The 20,443-nt window shown below is 68.4% G+C and carries 16 protein-coding genes; 6 read left to right on the top strand and 10 right to left on the bottom strand.

Going from position 1 to position 20,443, the window contains the following annotated elements; genetic code table 11:
* The first annotated feature begins 66 nt into the window (after positions 1-66).
* From H7A85_RS19145 to H7A85_RS19130, 4 genes are all read left to right on the top strand, one after another.
* The gene (locus H7A85_RS19145) at positions 67-1,119 is read left to right on the top strand and encodes a sugar ABC transporter substrate-binding protein (RefSeq protein ID WP_182422125.1); all 1,053 of its coding nucleotides are present in this window, start codon (positions 67-69) and stop codon (positions 1,117-1,119) included.
* Between the two features lie 77 nt (positions 1,120-1,196).
* On the top strand, positions 1,197-2,027 hold the full coding sequence (locus tag H7A85_RS19140; protein WP_182422123.1) for an ATP-binding cassette domain-containing protein: 831 nt from the start codon (positions 1,197-1,199) through the stop codon (positions 2,025-2,027).
* A complete protein-coding gene (locus tag H7A85_RS19135; protein ID WP_182422122.1) occupies positions 2,024-3,277 on the top strand; it encodes a sugar ABC transporter permease in 1,254 nt (417 codons plus the stop codon). The genes H7A85_RS19140 and H7A85_RS19135 overlap by 4 nt, the downstream gene beginning before the upstream one ends.
* Before the next feature lie 73 nt (positions 3,278-3,350).
* A complete protein-coding gene (locus H7A85_RS19130; RefSeq protein WP_182422120.1) occupies positions 3,351-4,079 on the top strand; it encodes an SDR family oxidoreductase in 729 nt (242 codons plus the stop codon).
* Positions 4,080-4,155: 76 nt separating this feature from the next.
* Here the strand turns inward: H7A85_RS19130 and H7A85_RS19125 are convergent, their stop codons facing one another.
* From H7A85_RS19125 to H7A85_RS19095, 7 genes are all read right to left on the bottom strand, one after another.
* A complete protein-coding gene (locus H7A85_RS19125) occupies positions 4,156-5,271 on the bottom strand; it encodes a Xaa-Pro peptidase family protein (RefSeq protein ID WP_182422119.1) in 1,116 nt (371 codons plus the stop codon).
* On the bottom strand, positions 5,264-6,502 hold the full coding sequence (locus H7A85_RS19120) for a M20/M25/M40 family metallo-hydrolase (protein ID WP_182422118.1): 1,239 nt from the start codon (positions 6,500-6,502) through the stop codon (positions 5,264-5,266). Before H7A85_RS19120 ends, H7A85_RS19125 begins: the two co-directional genes overlap by 8 nt.
* Positions 6,503-6,559: 57 nt before the next feature.
* A complete protein-coding gene (locus H7A85_RS19115) occupies positions 6,560-8,212 on the bottom strand; it encodes an ABC transporter ATP-binding protein (protein ID WP_182422117.1) in 1,653 nt (550 codons plus the stop codon).
* Between the two features lie 11 nt (positions 8,213-8,223).
* Complete coding sequence (locus H7A85_RS19110; protein ID WP_182422115.1) at positions 8,224-9,048, bottom strand: ABC transporter permease; 825 nt, start codon at positions 9,046-9,048, stop codon at positions 8,224-8,226.
* Entirely contained in the window at positions 9,041-9,988 is a 948-nt protein-coding gene (locus H7A85_RS19105; protein WP_182422114.1) for an ABC transporter permease, read from the bottom strand. The genes H7A85_RS19110 and H7A85_RS19105 overlap by 8 nt, the downstream gene beginning before the upstream one ends.
* A 123-nt stretch (positions 9,989-10,111) precedes the next feature.
* A complete protein-coding gene (locus H7A85_RS19100; RefSeq protein ID WP_182422113.1) occupies positions 10,112-11,671 on the bottom strand; it encodes an ABC transporter substrate-binding protein in 1,560 nt (519 codons plus the stop codon).
* 17 nt (positions 11,672-11,688) lie between these two features.
* On the bottom strand, positions 11,689-12,954 hold the full coding sequence (locus tag H7A85_RS19095) for a M20/M25/M40 family metallo-hydrolase (RefSeq protein ID WP_244631289.1): 1,266 nt from the start codon (positions 12,952-12,954) through the stop codon (positions 11,689-11,691).
* A gap of 249 nt (positions 12,955-13,203) precedes the next feature.
* Here H7A85_RS19095 and H7A85_RS19090 point away from each other — a divergent pair, with 249 nt between their 5' ends.
* Together H7A85_RS19090 and H7A85_RS19085 are read left to right on the top strand one after the other, a co-directional pair.
* Positions 13,204-13,965, top strand: coding sequence for a GntR family transcriptional regulator (locus tag H7A85_RS19090; protein ID WP_348519706.1), 762 nt, complete (start codon positions 13,204-13,206; stop codon positions 13,963-13,965).
* Between the two features lie 541 nt (positions 13,966-14,506).
* Positions 14,507-16,435, top strand: a complete 1,929-nt coding sequence (locus H7A85_RS19085; RefSeq protein WP_244631288.1) for a methyl-accepting chemotaxis protein — start codon at positions 14,507-14,509, stop codon at positions 16,433-16,435.
* A gap of 168 nt (positions 16,436-16,603) precedes the next feature.
* On the opposite strand, the gene H7A85_RS19080 is transcribed toward H7A85_RS19085, so the two are convergent.
* The 3 genes from H7A85_RS19080 to H7A85_RS19070 are packed head-to-tail and all read right to left on the bottom strand — an operon-like array spanning position 16,604 to position 20,429.
* Complete coding sequence (locus H7A85_RS19080; protein WP_182422112.1) at positions 16,604-18,919, bottom strand: xanthine dehydrogenase family protein molybdopterin-binding subunit; 2,316 nt, start codon at positions 18,917-18,919, stop codon at positions 16,604-16,606.
* A complete protein-coding gene (locus tag H7A85_RS19075) occupies positions 18,916-19,902 on the bottom strand; it encodes a xanthine dehydrogenase family protein subunit M (RefSeq protein WP_182422111.1) in 987 nt (328 codons plus the stop codon). The genes H7A85_RS19080 and H7A85_RS19075 overlap by 4 nt, the downstream gene beginning before the upstream one ends.
* Complete coding sequence (locus tag H7A85_RS19070) at positions 19,899-20,429, bottom strand: 2Fe-2S iron-sulfur cluster-binding protein (protein ID WP_182422110.1); 531 nt, start codon at positions 20,427-20,429, stop codon at positions 19,899-19,901. Before H7A85_RS19070 ends, H7A85_RS19075 begins: the two co-directional genes overlap by 4 nt.
* Positions 20,430-20,443 lie beyond the last annotated feature (14 nt).

Below are 20,443 nucleotides of genomic sequence, written 5' to 3'. Positions count from 1 at the left end.
GACGGCTCCGCCGCGAGCCCTCGCGACGCCCAGCATGCCCAATCACTTCAAAAGGGAGAACAAGTGATGACGTATCGCAATATCAGGATCGCCGGCCTGTCCGCCCTGGCCGGGGCGCTTCTCGCCGGAGGGTCGGCGCTCGCCCAGACGGCGGACGCGACCGTGGCCTTCCTCATGCCCGACCAGGGCTCCACGCGCTACGAGGAGCGCGACTTTCCCGGTTTCAAGAACGAGATGGAAAAGCTCTGTTCGAGCTGCACCGTGGTCTACCAGAACGCCAACGGCGACGTGTCGCTGCAGCAGCAGCAGTTCAACTCGGTGATCGCGCAAGGCGCCACCGTCGTCGTCCTCGACCCCGTGGACTCCAGTGCCGCCGCATCCCTCGTCCAACAGGCCCAGTCGCAGAACGTCAAGGTCATCGCCTACGACCGGCCCATCCCGGACACGCCGGCCGACTACTACGTGTCCTTCGACAACAAGGCGATCGGCCAGGCCATCGCCCAGTCGCTGGTCGATCATCTGAAGGCCGAAGGCGTGCCCGAGGGCGCGGGCGTCCTGCAGATCAACGGCTCGCCGACGGACGCGGCCGCCGGCCTGATCCGGGACGGCATCGACGCCGCGCTCGACGCCTCGGCCTACAAGACGCTGGCCGAGTTCGACACGCCGGACTGGCTGCCCCCGGAAGCGCAGCAGTGGACGAGCGGCCAGGTCACGCGCTTCGGCGACCAGATCAAGGGCGTCGTCGCGGCCAACGACGGAACGGGCGGCGGCGCGATCGCCGCGTTCAAGGCGGCAGGCGTCACCCCGGTGCCGCCCGTGACGGGCAACGACGCGACCACCGCCGCGCTGCAGCTCATCATCGCGGGCGACCAGTACAACACCATCTCCAAGCCGAGCGAGATCGTGGCGGCGGCGGCCAACATCGCGTTCCAGATGATCTCCGGACAGACGCCGAAGGCCGAAACGACGCTCTACAACACGCCTTCGCAGCTTTTCGTCCCGCTCGTCATCACCAAGGAGAACATCAAGGCGGAAATCTTCGACAAGAACATCACGCCCGCCTCCACCGTGTGCACCGGCGACTACGCGCCCGCCTGCAAGGCCATGGGCATCCAGTAGCGCCCCGAGCCGCATCTCGGCCGCCGCGCCCTGCCGGCGGCCGGTCCCGTTCCCCTTCGATCGAACGAGGTTCGCCCATGTCCGTGACCGACGTCGCCGCAAGCCGCCCTGCCCCGCCCCGAGCCGGCGGCACGGAGCCCGTGATATCGCTGCGCAACGTGTCCAAGAACTTCGGCGCCGTTTCGGCGCTGACCGATATCGAGCTCGACGTCCATCCCGGCGAGGTGGTGGCGCTCGTGGGCGACAACGGCGCGGGAAAGTCCACCCTCGTCAAGGTGCTGGCGGGGGTCCATCAGCCGACATCGGGAAGCATCCGGTTCGACGGGCGCGACGCCGCGCTGACGAGCCCCTCGGCCGCGCTCGACCTCGGCATCGCTACCGTGTTCCAGGACCTCGCGCTCTGCGAGAACCTCGACGTCGTCGCCAACATCTTCCTCGGGCGCGAAAAGGACGCCTGGAAGCTCGACGAGGTCGCGATGGAGGTTCGCGCCTGGACCCTGCTCAACGAGCTGGCGGCGCGCATTCCGTCCGTTCGCGAGCCGGTCGCCTCCCTGTCGGGCGGCCAGCGCCAGACGGTCGCCATCGCCCGCTCCCTGCTGCTCGAGCCCAAGCTCATCATGCTCGACGAGCCGACCGCCGCGCTCGGCGTCGCCCAAACGGCGGAAGTCCTCAATCTCATCGAGCGCGTGCGCGACCGGGGCCTCGGCGTGATCGTGATCTCGCACAACATGGACGACGTGCGCGCCGTCGCCGACCGCATCGTCGTCCTGCGCCTCGGGCGCAACAACGGCGTCTTCACGCCCGACGATTCCCACAACGACCTGATCGCGGCGATCACGGGCGCCGCCGACAACTCGGTGTCGCGCCGGGCCGGGCGACGCGCCGTCCACGAGGAGGGAGCCCAATGAGCACGAACCCGAATTCTCTCGCCGGCCGGACTCTCGACCGGGCGGACGCGCGCGTTCGCCAGGACGAGGGCCTCGGCGGCGCCCTGCGCGGCTTCCTCGACCGCGTCCGCTCGGGCGATCTCGGCATGATCCCCGTGGCGGTCGGCCTCGTCCTGATCTCGCTGATCTTCACCTCGCTGAACCCGGTCTTCATCCGGCCGGGCAACATCTCCAACCTTCTCTACGACTGCGCCACGACCGGCATCATCTCGCTCGGGATCGTGTGCGTCCTCATCCTCGGCGAGATCGACCTCTCGGTCGGGTCGATGTCGGGCCTCGCGTCCGCGATCCTCGGCGTCCTCTGGATCAACAACGGCTGGCCGGCGGGCGGCGCGATCCTCGTCGCGCTGGGCCTCGGAGCGGCGATCGGCGCGCTCTACGCCACGCTGCACAACCGCGTGGGAATGCCCTCCTTCGTCGCCACGTTGGCCGGTCTTCTCGCGCTTCTCGGGTTCCAGCTCTATCTTCTCGGCCGGGCCGGCTCGATCAACCTGCCATTCAGCCTGGCGCTCGTGCGTTTCGGCCAGAACGCCTACATGCCCAACGCCCTGTCCTTCGTCCTGGCGCTGGTTCCCGGCGCGGTGGTCCTCCTGTCGGGCCTGCGCGCCCGCACGCGCCGGCAGGCGGCGGGTCTCAGCGGCACCTCGCTCAGCGTCATCGTCGTCAAGGCGCTGGTCCTGACGCTGGTGCTCGTGGGCGTCGTTTCCTATCTCGCACAAGGCCGGGGCGTGCCCTGGATGTTCGCCCTCTTCGTGCTTCTCGTGGTGGCGATGGACTACGCCTTCCGGCGCACGAAATGGGGCCGCTCGATGTTCGCGGTCGGCGGCAACCGCGAGGCGGCGCGACGGGCGGGCATCGACGTGCGCCGCATCTATCTCAGCGCCTTCGTGCTGTGCTCGACGCTGGCCGCGCTCGGCGGCATCTTGTCGGCGGCCCGGCTCGGCTCGGCCTCCCAGCAGGCGGGGTCGGGCGACGTGAACCTCAACGCCATCGCGGCGGCCGTGATCGGCGGCACGTCGCTCTTCGGCGGGCGCGGCTCGGCCTATTCGGCGCTTCTCGGCATCATCGTGATCCAGGCGATCTCCAACGGGCTGACGCTGCTCAACCTGTCGTCCAGCCTTCGCTACATGATTCTCGGCGGTGTCCTCGCGCTCGCGGTCATGGTGGATTCGCTCGCCCGCCGCTCGCGCGCCTCGCACGGTCGCGGCTGAACACCGCCTTCCCACGAGTCCCGCCGCCATGGCGGGACGCCTCGCCGCCCTTCATCCATCAGGAACCTTCCCCATGAGCCAGGATCTTTCCGGCAAGGTCGCCGCCGTCACGGGCGCTGCGTCCGGCATCGGCCTCGAATGCGCGCGCGCCATGCTCGACGCGGGTGTCGAGGTCGTCCTGATCGACCACGCCGAGGACCGTCTACGCCGCGCCTGCAACGAGCTCGGCCCCCGCGCCCATGCGCTGCGCGTCGATCTGACGGACCCCGCCGACGTTTCCGCGATGATGCCCCGCATCCTCGAACGGACGGGCCGCCTCGACATCTTCCACGCCAATGCCGGCGCCTATGTCGGGGGCGAGGTGATCGAGGGCGATCCCGACAGCTGGGACCGGATGCTGAACCTCAACGTCAACGCCGCCTTCCGTTCGATCCACGCCGTCCTGCCGCACATGGCCGAGCGGGGAAGCGGCGACATCATCGTGACGAGTTCGGTGGCGGGCTTCGTGCCGGTGGTCTGGGAGCCGATCTATACGGCCTCCAAGTTCGCGATCCAGGCCTTCGTCCATACGCTGCGGCGGCAGGTCATCAAGCACGGCATTCGCGTCGGCGCGGTCGCGCCCGGCCCGGTCGTGACGCCGCTGATCGACGACTGGCCGGCCGCCAAGCTGGAGGAAGCGCGCGCTTCCAACAGCCTGATGGAGGTTCGCGAAGTCGCCGAGGCGGTGCTCTTCATGTTGACGCGATCGCCCGGCGTGACGATCCGCGACCTCGTGATCCTGCCCAAGGGCGTCGATCTGTAAGGAGCATCCCCTCCCCGGGGATAGCCGTCATTCCGGCATGGGCACCGCAACGACCGGCCGTTGCGGCGCTTCAAGATCAAAGGATCTCCCTGCGGGTCGCCGTCAGCCGCCTGCCGCCGGATGGGGTGACGACGACCGTTTCGGAAAAGCCGAGGCCTTCGGCTGATGTGTACACGTGGAAGACCATGTTCTCCTCCAACGCCCAGGTCTGATCGGGCAGGAAGACGCGCGAGAAGTCGCTGGAACGCGGGGTGCGGATGTAGAGGCCGAGCGTATAGGCGGTGACGTTGGCGTACTCGGCGCGCAGTCCCGCATTGAGGACGCCCTGCCGCACGATGCGGTCGACGTCGGCGGCCACGGTCCCCGGCTTCATCGCCGCGATCTGCGCGTCCTGCAACGCGACGAGTTGCCGGGCGACGTCCCTTTGGCGCGCCGTCGGCTCGCCGACGACGATCGGGCGCATCAGCCGCGCGCCGTAGCGCGAAACGCAGGGGATCAGCTCGACATGGAGGATGTCGCCGGGCGCCAGCGCCTCGGCGCGGAACAGGCCGTGCAGGAACTCGTGGTCGCCGCGCCCGCGCACGATCGGCCCGGTCTCGCCGGTATCGGCGCCGTTGCGCAGGAAGCTGGCCGCCGCCGTCGCGGCCGCTTCGCGCGTCGTGAGACCGACGCGGGGGAGCGCGGCCACCTCCGCCATCGCCCGGTCGGCGATCGCGGCCGCCCGCGCCAGATGCGCGATCTCGGCCTGCGACTTCACCCAGCGCAGCGAGTCGGTCAGCCCTCGAAGATCCACGAAGGCCGCATTCGGCAAGGCGCTGGACAGGGCAGCCATTCGCGCCGGATTCCAGCTGATCGAGTTGAAGTCGACACCAATCCGCGCACGGGCGAAGCCGCGCCGTGCCATTTCACCGGCCATAACGCTTACGGGGGTCGCCATGTCGGGGTAGCCGACGACGTCGCCGACCCAGCTGCCCTCGCGGCAGGGCACGGCGTCGAGCTCGCGCAGGACGAACCAGGGCTCGCCCTCGCGCGGCAGGAACAGGGCGCGATACATCGTCTCCGACACCGAATAGCCGGTTGCCCAGGCGAGGCTTTCGCCGCTGTCGAGGAGGAGCACATCGCAGTCGGCGCGTCCCATCGCGACGCGTGCCTTCTCCACGCGCCAGGCGAACTCCGATGGGATCTCAGGCATCGTCGGCGACGCCGCAGACGTTGAGGATCGTCAGCATGTAGACCTTGATCATGTCGACGTAGTCCACGATGTCGACGCGCTCGTCGGGCATGGTGTTGTAGCGCCCGCCGCAGCCGCACACGATGCCCTCCATGCCGCCGAGCTCGTGGAGATGGCCGGCGTCCGAGCCGTAGAACCGGGTCGGCGTGATGGCGCCGGTCGGCTGCTCTGCGCCGCGCACCTCGCGGTAGGCCGCATTGATCGCCGACACGATCGGGCTGTCGCGCCGCACCTCGTAGGGTGGCATGAGCGCGAGGCCCTTTTCCTCCATCGTGTCCATGGAGATCAGCGTCGTCCGGAGACCGGGGAAACGCCCGCGAAGCGCTTCGAGCTCGCGCTCCATGTCGGCGAGCACCCCTTCGCGCGTCTGGCCGGGCGCGTAGCGGGCCGAGCCCTTGAGTACAGAGAAGTCCGCGACCTGGGGCGGGCGCCATTCCTCCAGCTCGCGCCCGAGCGCGCCCCGGAAGACGCCGACATGGCAGCGGTTGACGGACGCATGCTCGGGCGAGAGCGCGCCCGAAAAGGTCATCGCGTTGAGCCGGGGCACGAGGTCGCAACCGGCGGCGAGCGCATCGACGGCCGCCTCGCGCTTCGACAGGTGGCGCGTGTCGCCGGTTAGCTCGATCTGGAACTTGAGGGCCGCCGCGTGCATCGTCACGGCCACGAGGTCGCTCGGCTCGCCGTTGACGAAATAGTCCGCCCTCAGGCCCTCGCGCAGGAGCGCCTCGGTGCCGACGCCCCCCTGCAGCTCGCCCACCACATAGGTGAGGATCACGTCGCCACGCAGCCGGACGCCGGCTTCGCGCAGCGTCTTCACGGCGCAGAACCAGGCCGCATCCGAAGCCTTCATGTTGGACACGCCGATACCGTAGACGAAGCGTTCGTCGACGAGGCCGCCCCAGGGATCGACGGTCCAGCCTTCCGTCACCGGGTTGGTGTCGAGATGGCCGTTGAAGAGAAGGCTGGGGCCTCCGCCCTGTCCGGCCCAGGTGCCGACGCCGTTGCACCGGCCCTTGTCGCCGAAGGGGCGGACGGCGGCGTCGAGGCCGATGTTTCGCATCTCCCGTACCATCCGCTCGACGAGGACGGTCTCGCCTGGCGTCTCGGAATAGGTCTTGTGCTTCACCATCATCGACACGAAGTCGAGACACGCCGTCTCGTCGACGCGCTCGAGAAGCGCTTTGCGGTCCATGGACGAACTCCCGGAAAAAGCTGTGACGGGGCGCCGTCGCAGGCCCCCTTGGACGGGTCAGGACGGCGCGCGATCGGCGCCGGGGGTCGAGGCGGGCGACGTGACGGCCGCCAGGAGTTCGCGCGTGTAAGGCCGTCGCTCGGGATCGGCGATGTCAGACGTTTCCGCGATCTCGACGAGATCGCCGCGATACATCACCGCGATGCGATGAGCGATCTGGCGCACGAGGTTGATGTCATGCGTGATGAAGACGAAGGCCGCGCCGGTTTCGCGGTGCAGCTCTATCAGAAGCTCGATCACCGACGCCTGAACCGAAACGTCCAGTGCCGAGGTGATCTCGTCGCAGATCACAAGGCGCGGGTTCGCCAGAAAGGCGCGCGCGATCGCGATGCGCTGCTTCTCGCCGCCCGAAAGCTGGTGGGGATAGCGGTCGATATGGCCGACCGGCAGCCGGACGCGCTCCAGCATGGCGGCGATGCGCTGGCGCGCCGGGGTCTTGTCCGCGGACCCGTAGAGCTTGATCGGGCGCGACAGGATCTCGGAAATCTTCTGGCGCGGGTTGAGCGAGGCGTCCGGGTGCTGGAAGACGATCTGCACGTCGCGGCGATAGCGCCGGTCCATGTCGGCAAGGCCGCCGATCCGTTTCCCGTCGAACTCGATCGCCCCCTCGAAGCGGTTGAGACCCGTCATCGCCTTGGCGAGCGTCGACTTGCCCGAGCCGCTTTCGCCCACAACGCCGAGCACCTCGCCGGAACGGATGTCGAGCGTGATCGCCCGGTTGCCCGCCACCCGCTCCGGCTCGCGCCGCAGGAGAGAATCGAGAAGCGTCCGGCGGCCGTAATGGACCGACAGGTCGCGGATCTTCACCAGCGGCTCGACGGCTGTGTTGAGGACAGGCTCGACCAAGGAGCGCTCGGGCCGGGGCACAGCCTCGATCAGGGCTCGGGTGTAGGGATGGGCAGGCGCACGGAACAAGGCGCCGGTCTCGCCGGTCTCGACGATGGTGCCCTTCTGGAGAACCGCGACCCGGCCTGCCGTCTGCGACAGGAGCGCCAGATCGTGGGAGATGTAGAGCGAGGCGACGCCGGTTTCCGCCTGGAGCGCGGCGAAGAGGTCGAGGATCTGGCGCGCGGTGATGACGTCGAGCGCCGTGGTGGGCTCGTCGAAGACGATGAGCTCCGGGTTGCAGGCAAAGGCGGTGGCGATCACCACGCGCTGCTTCTCGCCGCCCGACACTTCGTGCGGAAAGCGCCGCATCATCTCCGCCGGCGTCTTCAGCCCGACATGGGCGAGCCGCGCCTCGCCCTCGCGCCAGGCCTGCGACCAAGTCAGGCGCCGGTGACGCACGAGCACCTCCGCCAGTTGCTCGCCGAGCCGCAGCGTCGGGTTGAGCGAGGTCGCCGGATCCTGGAACACCATGGCGATGCGGCGCCCGCGAATGTCGGACATCGCCCGCTCGCCTTGCGCCCGCAGGTCGGTGTCGCCGAGTCGGATCCGGCCGTCGTTTTCCTCCGCGTTGCCGGGAAGGTGGCGCAGAACGGCGCTGGCCAGGCTCGACTTGCCCGAGCCGCTTTCGCCCACCAGCCCGACGATCTCGCCGCGGCCGATGGCCAGGTCGATGCCCTTCAGCACCTCGACCCGGCCGCCGCCCGTGCGATAGGCCAGCGAATAGTTCTCGATCGACAGCACCGGCTTGGTTTCGAGGGTCATGGCGTCCGCCCTCACGTGCGTGGGTTCAGGGCATCGCGAAGCCCGTCGCCCAGGAGGTTGAAGCCGATGGCGGTGATCGCGATGGCCGCGCTCGGCCACACGAGGATCCAGGGCGAGCGATGGAGGAACTGGCGCGCCTCCGAAACCATCAGCCCCCAGTCGGGCGCCGGCGGCTGGGCGCCGAGCCCGAGAAACGACAAGGTGGCGAACAGCATCACCGCGAAGGATACGCGGATCGTCATCTCCACCACGATGGGCGCCGCGACGTTGGGTAGCATCTCGCGCCAGACGATGTAGCCGGCGCCCTCCCCGCGCGCGACGGCGGCGCTGACATAGTCCTGCTTGCGCACGGTCAAGGCGACCGAGCGGCTGATGCGCGCCATGCTGGGCACAAAGGCGATCGAGATGGCCAGAAGCGCGTTGGCGGCATTCGAGCCGAGAAGCGATACGACGAGAAGCGCCAGGAGCAGCGAGGGAATCGCCATCACTGCGTCCACCGTGCGCATGATGAACTCGTCCGCCCGTCCGCCGAGATAGGCCGAGCCGGTGCCCAGCACCGCGCCGCCGAGCGTGCCGACGACCGTCGCCACCACCGCCATCACCACGGTGGAGCGCGCGCCCGCCAGAAGCCGGCTGAGGATGTCGCGCCCGTACTGGTCGGTTCCGAGCCAATGCTGGGCGGAAGGCGCCTTGTAGCGCGCGAGTGCCTGCATGTCGCTCGCGCCGTAGGGCGTCAGCCAGCCGCCGGCCACCACCGCCACGAGAACCAGGCCGACGATCGCGCAGCCCAGAAGCCCCTGCGGCGTGCGCAGGAGACGGCGCCAAAACTCAGTCATACTGGATCCTCTTGTCGAGCGAGGCGTAGGCGAGGTCGGCCGCGAAGTTCACGAGCGCGTAGGTGGCGGCCATGATCATCACGCCGGCCTGGATCACCGGCAGGTCGCGGGCCTGGATCGCCGACATCAGCGCGCGGCCGATGCCGGGAATGGAAAAGATCTCCTCCACCACGATCACGCCGCCGAGGAGGTAGCCGACGTCGAGCGCGACGATGGTGATCGTCGGCAGGAGGGCGTTGCGCAGTCCGTGGCGAAACAGGACGCGCCGCGGGGCAAGGCCCTTGAGCCGGGCGGCTCTGATGTAGTCGGTGTGGAGCACGTCGACGAGCTCGGAGCGTACCATGCGCGACACGTGGGCGATCATCATCACCGACACGACGAGAACCGGCAGAACGAGGCGCTGAAGGCCGCCCCAGAGGTCCTCGGTCAGCGGAACGTAGCCGGCCGGCGGCAGGAGCTTCCACCAGTCGGCGAGAAAGAGCACGGCGAGCGTCGCGGTCACGAATTCGGGGAGCGACACGCCGACATAGGATACGAAGCCGACGAGGAGATCGGCGACCTTGCCCCGGCGCACCGCCGCCACGATGCCCATCGGAACCGCCAGGATCAGCATGAAGACGAGCGCGAAGGCGGCCAGCGTCAAGGACGTGCCGAGCGCCGAGAACAGGGCGGGGCCGACGGGCTGGCCGGTGCGCAGCGAGATGCCGAAATCGCCCTGGAGGACGCCGCCCGCCCAGTGGAGGTACTGCATCCATACCGGGTCGTTCAGCCCCATGGTCTGGCGCAGGGCGTCGAGCGCTTCCCTCGTGGCGTTCTCGCCCAGCATCATCACCGCCGCGTCGGCCGGCAGGACCTGCGTGATGGCGAAGACCAGAAGCGAGACGACGACCAGCGTATAGAAGGTCAACGCGACACGTTTGAGGAGATAGCTGGCTGACACGTCGGGGCGGCTCCTATGATGGCGGGCGGACAAGTCCTTCCCGGCCGAACGGGCGAAGCGTTTTCATGGCGTCTCGCGGGAGCCGGCAACCCAAGAGTGCCGGCTTCCGCGAAACCGCGGGACTCAAGCCTTGCGGGTCGGGGCGTCGGGCCCTAGCCAGGCGAAGTCCAGCCGGAACACGGAGGCGCGCGGGTGGATCTCGTAGCCCTGCAACCAGCTGCGCTTGGCGCCCAGGACGTCGAAGAAGGCCGGGATCAGCGAGGGCACGTCGTCGTGCATCAGCTGTTGGGCCTGCGTATAAAGCCGGGTGCGCTCGGCCTTGTCGGCCACCGCGCGCGCCTTGGCCACCAGCTCGTCGAAGGCCTTGTTGTTCCAGCGCGTCTCGTTCCAGGCGGCGTCGGAGGTGAAGAGGAGCTTCAGGATGCCGTCCGGCGTCGGCTGCATGTTGTAGAAGCCGACATAGAAGGCGCCCTTGGTCCAGACCTGATCGAGATAGGTCGCATGCGGCATGGTGTTGACGTTGATCGTGATGCCGGCTTCCTGCGCCATCTCCTTCAGCGCCACGGCGAGCTGGGTGCGGATGGCGGGGCGGTCGGAGGCGACGAGCTCGGCCGTGAAGCCGTCGGGGAAGCCGGCCTCGGCCAGAAGCGCCTTGGCCTCCTCGATGTTCTTCTCGCGCTGCGTCAGCGCCTCGAAGAACGGATAGGACGCGTTCAGCGGCGTGTCGTTGCCCTTGGTGCCGAAGCCCTCGGTCATGAAGTCGACCATCGCCTCGCGATCGATCGTGAGCGCCAGCGCCTTGCGCACGCGCACGTCGTTGAAGGGCGCGATGTCGGTGCCGAAGTTGACGTTGCAGAACTGACCGGAGGCGGAGCGCAGCGTGTCGATCCCGTCCTGGCCCTCCAGGCGCAGGAAGTCGTTCGGCTCGACGGTGGACACCATGTCGATGTCGCCGGCGAGAAGCGAGGACACCTGCGCGCCGAGATCGGGGAAGACGTGGAGTTCGATCCGGTCGAGATAGGGGCGCTCGGGATCGTAGTAGTCGGGATTGCGCTCCACCACCAGGAGACGGTCGGGCTCGTAGGACACGAGCTTGAACGGCCCGGTGCCGTTCGCCTTGAGGCGCAGGCTCTGCAGATCGACCGACACCACGGCGGCGGGAACGATCCGGGCGTTGTTGTAGGCCAGCGCCACCGGCAGGTCGGCATAGGGCGTCGACAGGGTGAAGCGCAGCGTCCGGGCGTCCACCGCCTCGACCGTCTCGATCGGGCCGACATTGTTGCGCGCGGGCGAGGCGGTGGCCGGATCGAGGATCGCCCGGAAGGTCACGGCGGCATCCTCGGCCGTGCAGGGGCTTCCATCGTGGAAGGTGACGCCCTCGCGCAAGGTGAAGGTCCACACCGTCAGGTCGTCGTTGGGGGTCCACTCGGTGGCGAGATCGGGCTCGGCCTGCATGTCGAGCCCGAGACGCGTCAGCCCGGAATACAGAAGCTCCACCGCCAGGTATTCCGGGTTCACCCGCGTCAGGAGCGGATGGATCACGCTGATCGCCTGGTCCACCGCCACGCGCAAGGTGCCACCGGCTTCCGCCTTCTCTTGCGCAAAGGCGATCTGCGGCAGGGCGATGCCGACGGCGAGCGCGGCGACGCTGCTTCGGAGGAAGGCACGACGGTTGATCGACATGGGGAGCTCCTGGAGGATCAAAGGTCCGGATTGAGTTCGGGCGCGAAGTCGCGGGCGAGGTAAAGGAGGATCGTCTTCGACAGGGCGGCGAGGTCGGCCCGCGTCGTGTGCTCCTCGGCGCCGTGGGCGTTGGAGGTCGGGCGGATCAGCCCGCCGAGGATGGCCTCGCGAACGGCGCCGGACGCTTGCGCATAGCCTGTGTCGGAGGCGCTGGCGGCGGCGTATTTCACGAACTCGTCCGCCCGGTAGCCGAAGCCGTCACCGACTGCGCGCAGCCAGCGCGGCAGGTGCGGCCCTTCCGGATCGGCGGTCGGCGTCAAGTGTCCGATGAGGTCGAAATGGATCGTCGCACCCTCGGGAGCCGCCGCCCGGACCACCGCTTCGATGCGTTCGCGCGCCGTCTCGAAGCACTCTTCGGGCGCATAGCGCCGCGACACGAGAAAGGTGAAGCGATCGGGAACCTGCCCGCCGCAGGTGCCCCCGTTCGCCACCGTGATCGCGATCTGGGCGGCGAGCGGCGCGGCACCCGGCGGCGGCGGCAGCGCGGACACCTGGGCCGCGACCTCCGGCCGGAGGTCCTGCACAGCCTGCATCATCGGCAAGGCCGCCTCGATGGCGTTGATGCCTCCAGCCGAACGGTCGGCGGCATGGGCGGCCACCCCTTCCACCGTGACCTGCAGGTTGAAGCTGCCGAAGCAGCCGCCCCAGATGCGCGGGGTGGCCGAGCCGTTGAAGTTCAGGAGGTGGCCCGTGATCCGGCCTTCGTCGGCGAGATAGCGGATGCCGGGATGAAGCCCGCCTTCCTCGTCTGTGCACAGCAGGAGCTGCGGGCGATAGGCGAGCGGCAGGCCCAGCGCCTTCGCGCAGCGCAGGGCATGGACGGCGGCCGCGATCGCGCCCTTCATGTCGGCGGCGCCGAGCCCGTAGAGAACGCCGTCCTCCTCGGTGAGGCGCAACGGATCGCGCTGCCAGCCGTTCGCCGCGCAGACCGTATCGACATGGAAGTAGAGGCTGCAGACCGGACGATCGCCCCGTCCTTCGGCAAGCAGATTGACGCGCGGCCCGGACGCGGGCCCGCGCGGCACGAACCAGAGCGCCTCGGGAACCTCGACCCGTTCGGTTTCGAGATCGAGCGGCGCGAGGAGGTCTTCCATCAGGGTCGCGAAGGCCCCGTAGCCTTCGCCCGGCGGGAAGCGCGTATCGATCGCGATCATCCGCTCGAGATCGGCCACCGCCCGATCCAGGGTCGCATCGATCATGGCCGACGCGTCGGCTAGCGACATCTTCGCCACTCCCCTATCCCATTCGAAGCGCCTGCTCATCCACACGAAGCGCAGATGCATTTCTATAAACTATATAGTAATGCTCACAGCAAGCTGAGTTCGGCCCTTTGCTGCGCTCATTTTCGCCAGGAAACGCCGTTTCGTTGGGCATGTGCGCAGCCCATAGTCATGGGCACCGCCGTCCGATAGGCGGTTCGGATGCGAAAGCCGGTGCGGCGCACGCCGAAAATGCTCTAGGGTCGCGCCGATATCGGCGGCAACGCGCGGAGGACCACGATTCTCACTCAGCATTCTCGCCCCCTTCCGATCTATCGATCGGTTTCCGAACAGATCGCCACGCGCATCGAAACGGGCATCTGGCCGGCCGGCACGGTGCTTCCGGCCGAGGTCGCGCTGGCGCAGGAGTTCCGCGTGTCGGTCGGCACGATCCGGCGTGCCCTGAGCGAGCTGACGACCGGTGGGGTGCTGGTTCGTCGGCGCAAGACAGGCACGGTGGTCACGGGCCGCATTCCGCACCACTCGCTGCGCTTCTTCTTCGACTATTTCCGCCTTCATTCGCGCGACGGGCAGTTGCAGAACTCGACGTCCCGGATGCTGGCGTTCGACGAGCGCGCCGCCAGCGCGCGGGAGGCCGAGCGGCTCGCATTGGGGCCCGAGGCCAGGGTGCTGCATCTCCATCGTCTGCGCCTCGTCTCAGAGCGACCGGTGATGCACGAGGTGATCATCCTTCCAACCCACCTCGTGCCGGGCTTCCCGAGCGAGCCGGACGAGGTTCCGCACCGGATCTATCCCATGCTGTGGGACGCGTTCGGGCTCCGGATTTCCGCCATTCGCGAAGAGGTCGAGGCGGAGATCGCCACCGAGACCGATTGCGCTCTTCTCGGCCTGACATCACCGGCTGCCGTCCTGGTTCTCCACGAGGTCGCCTACGACCAGATGGCACGGCCCATCCTCCTCAACGACCACCGCGCGTCCACGCGGGAGGACGTGTATATCAACGAAATCCAGTAGCCGGGGCGCAGCGGCAGGCTCGAGTCCATTTCTCGCGGCGCTGGGGACACGCCACCCCGGGCCAGGGAGCATGTCGGCGGCATCCACGCTCGCAGTGCCGGCTCGCTAGGGATTGCCTTCCCCGGCGCGCGCGGAGGGTCGATCGTTTCGCGAGGGGAGAAAGCGACGCTCGTCCAATGTCGCTCGCCTGGCTGACGGTCTCGATCCCCTCTTCAGGAGCCGCCGTCGTTCGTGCGGCACCGCGCACTCCGATCCCTTCGGGAACAGCCGATTCAGCCGCTCGATGCGCAAAAACGCATGCTGGGCGTCGGGTCGATCTTCGTCGAGGCGTCGGGTCCTCGGATCGCATGCCTGCTTGAGCCGTCGAAGAAGGACGGCTTCATCAGGCAATGGTCACTCGGAATGGTCGGGTCGCCATTAATATGGCGCAAGGCAACATGCGAACCCTTCGGTTGTGTAATTTTCCCGTCGCGTGTAATTCCAATCAATCCTTAACTACAAATCGCTACAACGTGTCGCATCCCAAACGAGGAGACACGCCGTGCTGAAGAGGTTGAAGATCGGAACGAAAGTCGCTTCGATCGTTGTGGCGACGAGTTTGATAGGCTTGGCGGCCTCGTTCTATGCATCCTCTGTCATCATGGGTGCGGACGCGGAATATTCCTCGCTGATCGAGAACCAGAACAAGGCCCAAGTCGCCTCCGCGCGCATCAACCGCGCCGTAAACGTAATGGGCTATGCCGTCTATCGGTCCATCGCCTACAACGGAGCGCAGGCGGACGCATCGGTCAAGACGCTGAACGACGCGGTGTCCCTGGCGCACGCGCAGCTGGACATCATGGCCCCCAGAATGCCCGATCAGGTCGATCAGGTCGAGGACGTCCGCCGCGACCTCGAGACCGTGATCGCCGGCGCGTCGAAGGCGGCCGACATGGGCCGGCGCAACCTCAACGACGATGCGACCACCATCATGCAGACGGTGGATCCGATCATCGCATCCCTATCGGGTAAGCTCACGGCGCTGAGCGAGAACATGGCCAAGCGGGTCGAAAGCCGTTCGTACGAACTCACGACCGCATCGCACACGAACTCCTACATCCTGATCGGGGGCACCCTCCTCGGCGCGCTGCTGGGCCTGTTGGCAGCCCTCTTCGTGTCGGCGAAGGGTATCACCGGACCGCTCCGGCTCCTGTCGAAGCGCATGGAGGAACTGGCCGCCGGGCGCTTGGACACGCCCGTCGAGGGCCAAGAGCGCGGCGACGAGGTCGGCGTGATGGCCAAGGCCGTGCAGGTGTTCAAGAACGCGGCCAACCAGAACCGACAGTTGGAGGTCGAAGCGGAGGCGAACCGGCAGGCGCAGGCCAGCAGCCGCGACCGCCAGGCGGCGATCGACACCGCCAAGGCGGAAGACCTGCGCGTCTTCGTCCATGCGGTGGACACGGGCTTCGAGCGTTTGGCCTCCGGCGATCTGACGGCGCGCATGGATGGAAAGGTCGCCTCGGAGTTCGAGCCGATCCGCCTGCGCTTCAATACGGCGGTTTCGACGCTGGAGGACACGATCGGCTCGGTCGTGGGGGCGGTCGGCACGATCCGCGTCGGCCTCGGCGAGATCACGGTAGCGGCGAGCGACCTGTCCCAGCGCACCGAACAGCAGGCCGCCAGCCTGGAGCAGACCGTGGCGGCGCTCGGCGAGGTCACGCGCGGCGTCAACGAAACGGCCACGGCCGCCGCCGACGCGCAGAAGACGGCCACCATGGCCCAGGCGAACGCGGAAAAAGGCGGTGCCATCGTCGGCCGCGCCGTGGTGGCGATGGGCGAGATCGAACGCTCCTCGTCCGAGATCGGCAAGATCATCGGGGTGATCGACGAGATCGCCTTCCAGACCAACCTCCTCGCCTTGAACGCGGGCGTCGAGGCGGCGCGCGCCGGGGAAGCCGGCAAGGGCTTCGCGGTGGTGGCGCAGGAGGTGCGTGGGCTCGCCCAGCGCTCGGCGGAAGCCGCCAAGGAGATCAAGAACCTGATCCAGGCCTCCACGCATCAGGTCGAACAGGGTGTCGAACTCGTCACCGCGTCCGGTCGAAGCCTGGAGGACATCGTGTCCGGCGTCGGCACCCTGGCCTCGGTGGTCGCCACCATCGCCCGTTCGGCCAAGGAACAGTCCGGGAGCCTGCGCGAAGTGTCCACCGCCGCCAATCAGATGGACAAGGTCACGCAGCAGAACGCGGCGATGGTCGAGGAAACGACGGCCGCGGCACAGAGCTTGTCGGGCGAAACGGAGCAGCTCGCCGAACTCACCGTATCGTTCCGAACGCGCCATGCAGTGCAGGGCGGACAGGGCGGCTCAGCGCGGGCGGCCAGTCCTCGCCCTTCTCAGCCGGCTACGCCGACCGCTCGCCGCGTGCCGCAGCTTCGCACGGTTTCCAGCAATGCCGCTCCCGCAGCGTCCGCCGACGAGTGGACGGAGTTCTGAGGAGCCACGAGGCGACACCGGTCGGCAGCGTCTGTCGGGATATCGACCGTTCGACGCCTTGAAAGAAAATCAGACGAAAGGGGTCGAGGCGCGAGCCGTCCCGGCCCTTTCGTTCGCTCCGTCGACGACAGGCCGGCACGGTGCTACCGTACCGCCCTTCGCATCCACCTACATGAGCTTGTCGAGCGTGATCGGCAGATCTCGCACGCGCTTGCCGGTGGCGTTGAACACCGCGTTGGCGACGGCGGCCGCAACGCCGGTGATGCCGATCTCGCCGACACCCCGCGCGCCCATCGGCGCATGCGGATCGGCGATGTCGTCCCAGATCAGTTCGATGGGCGGCACGTCGAGGTTCACTGGCACATGATATTCGGCAAGGCTCGGGTTCATGATGCGGCCCGTCCGTTCGTCGAACTGCGTTTCCTCCATCATGGCAAGGCCGAGCCCCATGATGATGCCGCCCCGGAACTGGCTCGCGGCCGTCTTGGGGTTGAGAATGCGCCCGCAATCATAGGAGGCGAGGAAGCGCGAAACGCGCAGCTCGCCCGTGACCTCGTTGACGCGCACCTCGGCGAACAGCGCGCCGTAGGAGTGCATCGACCAGCGCTCGGTCTCGAGCGGAAGGGGCGCCTCCCCGAGTGCGCTGACCTCGTCGCGACCCGCACGACGAAGGATCGAGGCGTAGCTCTCGAAGCGCTCGGGGTCGTCGAGCTTGGCGAGCCCACCGTTCACGCCACCGACCTCGTCGGGCTTCAGGCCGGCGAGCGGCGTGTCGTTGCCGGCGAGCTTCAGGAGTTCGGCCACCAGCGCCTGCTGCGCCACGATCACGGACGCGCCGATCGAGGCGGTCTGCTGCGAGCCGCCGGCCAGCACCAGCCCCGGCAGCGCGGAATCGCCATAGGCAAAGGAAACGCCTTCCAGCGGCAGGCCGAGGCGCTCGGCGCAGATCTGGGTCTGCACGGTCGCAGTGCCCATACCCATCTCGTGCGCCGCGATCCCGACATGGGCGGTGCCGTCGCTCCGGATCGTCACCCGCGCCGCCCCACCCGGCATGCGGTGATAGGGATAGGTCGCGGTGGCGCAGCCCATGCCGATCCGCCATTCCCCCTCCCGCTGCGAGCCCGGCTCCGCGAGGCGACGATCCCAACCAAAGCGCTCTGCCCCGGCGCGATAGGCCGCGACGATGTTGCGTGAGGAGAAGGGGGTGCCCTTGAGGGGATCGCGCTCGGGCTCGTTCAGCGCCCGAAGCTCGATCGGGTCAATCCCCATCTCGTGGGCCAGTTCGTCCACCGCCGATTCCAGCGCAAACGTCCCCACCGCCTCGCCCGGGGCGCGCATGAAGGTGTTGGCGAGCATGTCGAGCTTCACCGCGTCGATGCCGAGCTTCAGGTTCGGCGTGCCGTAGAGGTTCATGGTGGCGAGGATGAAGGGCTCGGGCATGCCGTTATGGGCCGTGGTGGCGATCGTGCCGGTGTGTACGATCGCCTGGAAGCGCCCTTCCCCGTCCGCGCCGATCGCCACGCGCTGCTCGGTCAGGGTCCGCCCGCCGACGGTCCGGTAGACGCCCTCGCGCGACAGGGCGATACGCACGGGCCGCCCGGCGAGACGGGCCGCCGCCGCGCCCAGAACCTGATGATCCCAAAGCGTCTTGGATCCGAACCCGCCCCCGACGAAGGGCGAGGTGACGTGGACCCCATCCTCCTCGATGCCGAAGATATGTGCGAGCGACCATGCGGTGTGGGACACGGCCTGGGTGGCATCGTGGACCCGCAGCGTGTCGCCATCCCATCGAAGGGTCGCCGCGTGGGGCTCGATCGGATTGTGATTGTGTCGCGGGGTCCGGTAGACGGCATCGACACGGTGCGCGGCATCGGCCAAGGCCGCATCCGGGTCGCCGATCACGACGCTGAGCGGCTGCCCCATGAACGATGCCGGCTCGGTTCCCTCGGCCTTGGCCGCCGCGAACGAAGTGGTCGCCAGCTCGACCTCGTACTCGATCGCGATCAGCGCGGCGGCGTGGTCGGCCTCCTCCTGCGTCGCGGCCAGAACCAGCGCGACGGGCTGACCGTTCCAATGGACGCGGTCGTCCTGAAGGATCGGCAGGTCGTTGCCGCCGGCCGCCTTCTGCGACGAACCGAAGACCGGCATGGGTTTCATGCGCGGTGCATTGCGATGGGTCATGACGAGGATGACACCGGGCGCGGCTTCCGCGCCGGCCGTGTCGATCCGCTTCATGCGGCCCTTGGGGATCGTCGCGTAACGCACGGCGGCGAAGGCGAGGTCGCTCATCGCGAACTCGGCGGCGAAGCGTGCCTCGCCCTGAACTTTCAGCGGCCCGTCGATGCGCGACACCGAGGCCCCGACGAGCCCGTGCTTCTCGCGTGGCAGCGGGTCGGGCTGGCCGCCCGGTATCCAGCTTTCCGGCGCCAACGCGATCGCCTTCTTTACCACGGCCTGGACCGCGCCTTGAATGAGTTCGCTCATGCCCGGTCTCCCGTCAGGTCGCTCAAGGTCGCCACGATGGCGCGTCGCGCGAGCTCCACCTTGAAGGCGTTGCCCGAAAGCGGCTGCGCCTCGGCGAGTTCGGCGTCGGCGGCCATGCGGAACGCTTCCGAGCCCGCCCGCGCTCCGCGAAGCGCGCTCTCGGCCCGGGTGGCGCGCCAGGGCTTGTGCGCCACACCGCCGAGCGCCAAACGCACGTCGCGCACCGTGCCGTCGGCTTCGAGGTCGAGCACGGCGGCGACCGACACGAGCGCGAAGGCGTAGGAAGCGCGGTCGCGCACCTTGCGATAGGTCGAGCGCCGCGCGGAGGCGAGCGCCGGCAGTTCCACGCCGGTGATCAGTTCGCCCGGCCGAAGCTCGGTCTCAAGATCCGGCCGCTCGCCGGGCAGCCGATGGAGATCCACGATCGGCAACGTGCGGACGCCTTCGGGACCTTCGAGACGCACGAGCGCGCCAAGGGCTGCCAGCGCCACGCACATGTCGGACGGGTGGGTCGCCACGCAGGCCGGCGACGCGCCGAGGATCGCGTGGATGCGGTTGAAGCCCTCGCGCGCGTCGCAGCCCGTGCCGGGCCGACGCTTGTTGCAGCGCGCCGCCTCGTCGTAGAAATAGGTACAGCGCGTGCGTTGCAGGATGTTGCCGCCGACCGTCGCCATGTTGCGGATCTGGCCGCTGGCGCCGGCCAGGATTGCGCGCGCGAGCACCGGATAGCGCTCGCGCACCGCGCGATTCTCGGCGAGCGCGGTGTTGCGGGTGGCCGCGCCGATCATGAGGCCGCCGTCCGCGCGCTCCTCGATCTTGTCCGAAAGACCGGTCACGTCGACCAGCGCCGCCGGACGCTCGATCCCCTCGCGCATCAGGTCCACGAGGTTGGTGCCGCCACCGAGGTATTTCGCGCCGAAGGCGCCGGCCGCCTGCAGAGCGTCGGCGGCGTCGGCCGCGCGTTGGAACTGAAACGGGGTCATGCCGCCGCCTCCGACCGCTCGTCGTGGTGGTCCTTGGCAAAGGTTTCCGCCACGGCCTCCACGATGCCGTTGTAGGCGCCGCACCGGCACAGGTTTCCGCTCATGCGCTCGGCGATCTCCTCGCGGGTGAGATCGATGCGTGACGCCCCGACATCGGCGGTGACCGCGCTCGGTAACCCACGCGCCGCCTCGCCCGCCATGCCCACGGCCGAGACGATCTGCCCGGGCGTGCAGTAGCCGCACTGGAAGCCATCGTGCTCGATGAAGGCGCGCTGCAGCGGATGGAGCCCGCCCTCGTCCGCCAGCCCCTCGACCGTCGTCACCGAACGCCCGTCGTACTGGACGGCCAGCGCCAGGCAGGAGACGATGCGCTCCCCGTTCACCAGAACGGTGCAGGCGCCGCAGGCGCCCTGGTTGCAGCCCTTCTTGGTGCCCGTCAGCCCCAGGCGATCTCGCAGGAGGTCGAGAAGCGAGACGCGGGGATCCGGCGGGATTTCGTGGGAACGGCCGTTGATCGTGATGGTCATGCAACCCTCCGATT

The sequence above is a fragment of the Aureimonas sp. ME7 genome (assembly GCF_903970965.1).
In the GTDB taxonomy this organism is placed as follows: Bacteria; Pseudomonadota; Alphaproteobacteria; order Rhizobiales; family Rhizobiaceae; genus Aureimonas.
The sequence above is the reverse complement of the archived record's forward strand: the minus strand, read 5'-3'. Positions and strand labels throughout refer to the sequence as shown.

What these genes read in the sequence shown, in the direction of transcription:
- H7A85_RS19145 (WP_182422125.1), top strand. Translation starts at nt 67, where the DNA reads ATGACGTATCGCAATATCAGGATCGCCGGCCTGTCCGCCCTGGCCGGG.
- H7A85_RS19140 (WP_182422123.1), top strand. Translation starts at nt 1,197, where the DNA reads ATGTCCGTGACCGACGTCGCCGCAAGCCGCCCTGCCCCGCCCCGAGCC.
- H7A85_RS19135 (WP_182422122.1), top strand. Translation starts at nt 2,024, where the DNA reads ATGAGCACGAACCCGAATTCTCTCGCCGGCCGGACTCTCGACCGGGCG.
- H7A85_RS19130 (WP_182422120.1), top strand. Translation starts at nt 3,351, where the DNA reads ATGAGCCAGGATCTTTCCGGCAAGGTCGCCGCCGTCACGGGCGCTGCG.
- H7A85_RS19125 (WP_182422119.1), bottom strand. Translation starts at nt 5,271, where the DNA reads ATGCCTGAGATCCCATCGGAGTTCGCCTGGCGCGTGGAGAAGGCACGC.
- H7A85_RS19120 (WP_182422118.1), bottom strand. Translation starts at nt 6,502, where the DNA reads ATGGACCGCAAAGCGCTTCTCGAGCGCGTCGACGAGACGGCGTGTCTC.
- H7A85_RS19115 (WP_182422117.1), bottom strand. Translation starts at nt 8,212, where the DNA reads ATGACCCTCGAAACCAAGCCGGTGCTGTCGATCGAGAACTATTCGCTG.
- H7A85_RS19110 (WP_182422115.1), bottom strand. Translation starts at nt 9,048, where the DNA reads ATGACTGAGTTTTGGCGCCGTCTCCTGCGCACGCCGCAGGGGCTTCTG.
- H7A85_RS19100 (WP_182422113.1), bottom strand. Translation starts at nt 11,671, where the DNA reads ATGTCGATCAACCGTCGTGCCTTCCTCCGAAGCAGCGTCGCCGCGCTC.
- H7A85_RS19095 (WP_244631289.1), bottom strand. Translation starts at nt 12,954, where the DNA reads ATGTCGCTAGCCGACGCGTCGGCCATGATCGATGCGACCCTGGATCGG.
- H7A85_RS19080 (WP_182422112.1), bottom strand. Translation starts at nt 18,919, where the DNA reads ATGAGCGAACTCATTCAAGGCGCGGTCCAGGCCGTGGTAAAGAAGGCG.
- H7A85_RS19075 (WP_182422111.1), bottom strand. Translation starts at nt 19,902, where the DNA reads ATGACCCCGTTTCAGTTCCAACGCGCGGCCGACGCCGCCGACGCTCTG.
- H7A85_RS19070 (WP_182422110.1), bottom strand. Translation starts at nt 20,429, where the DNA reads ATGACCATCACGATCAACGGCCGTTCCCACGAAATCCCGCCGGATCCC.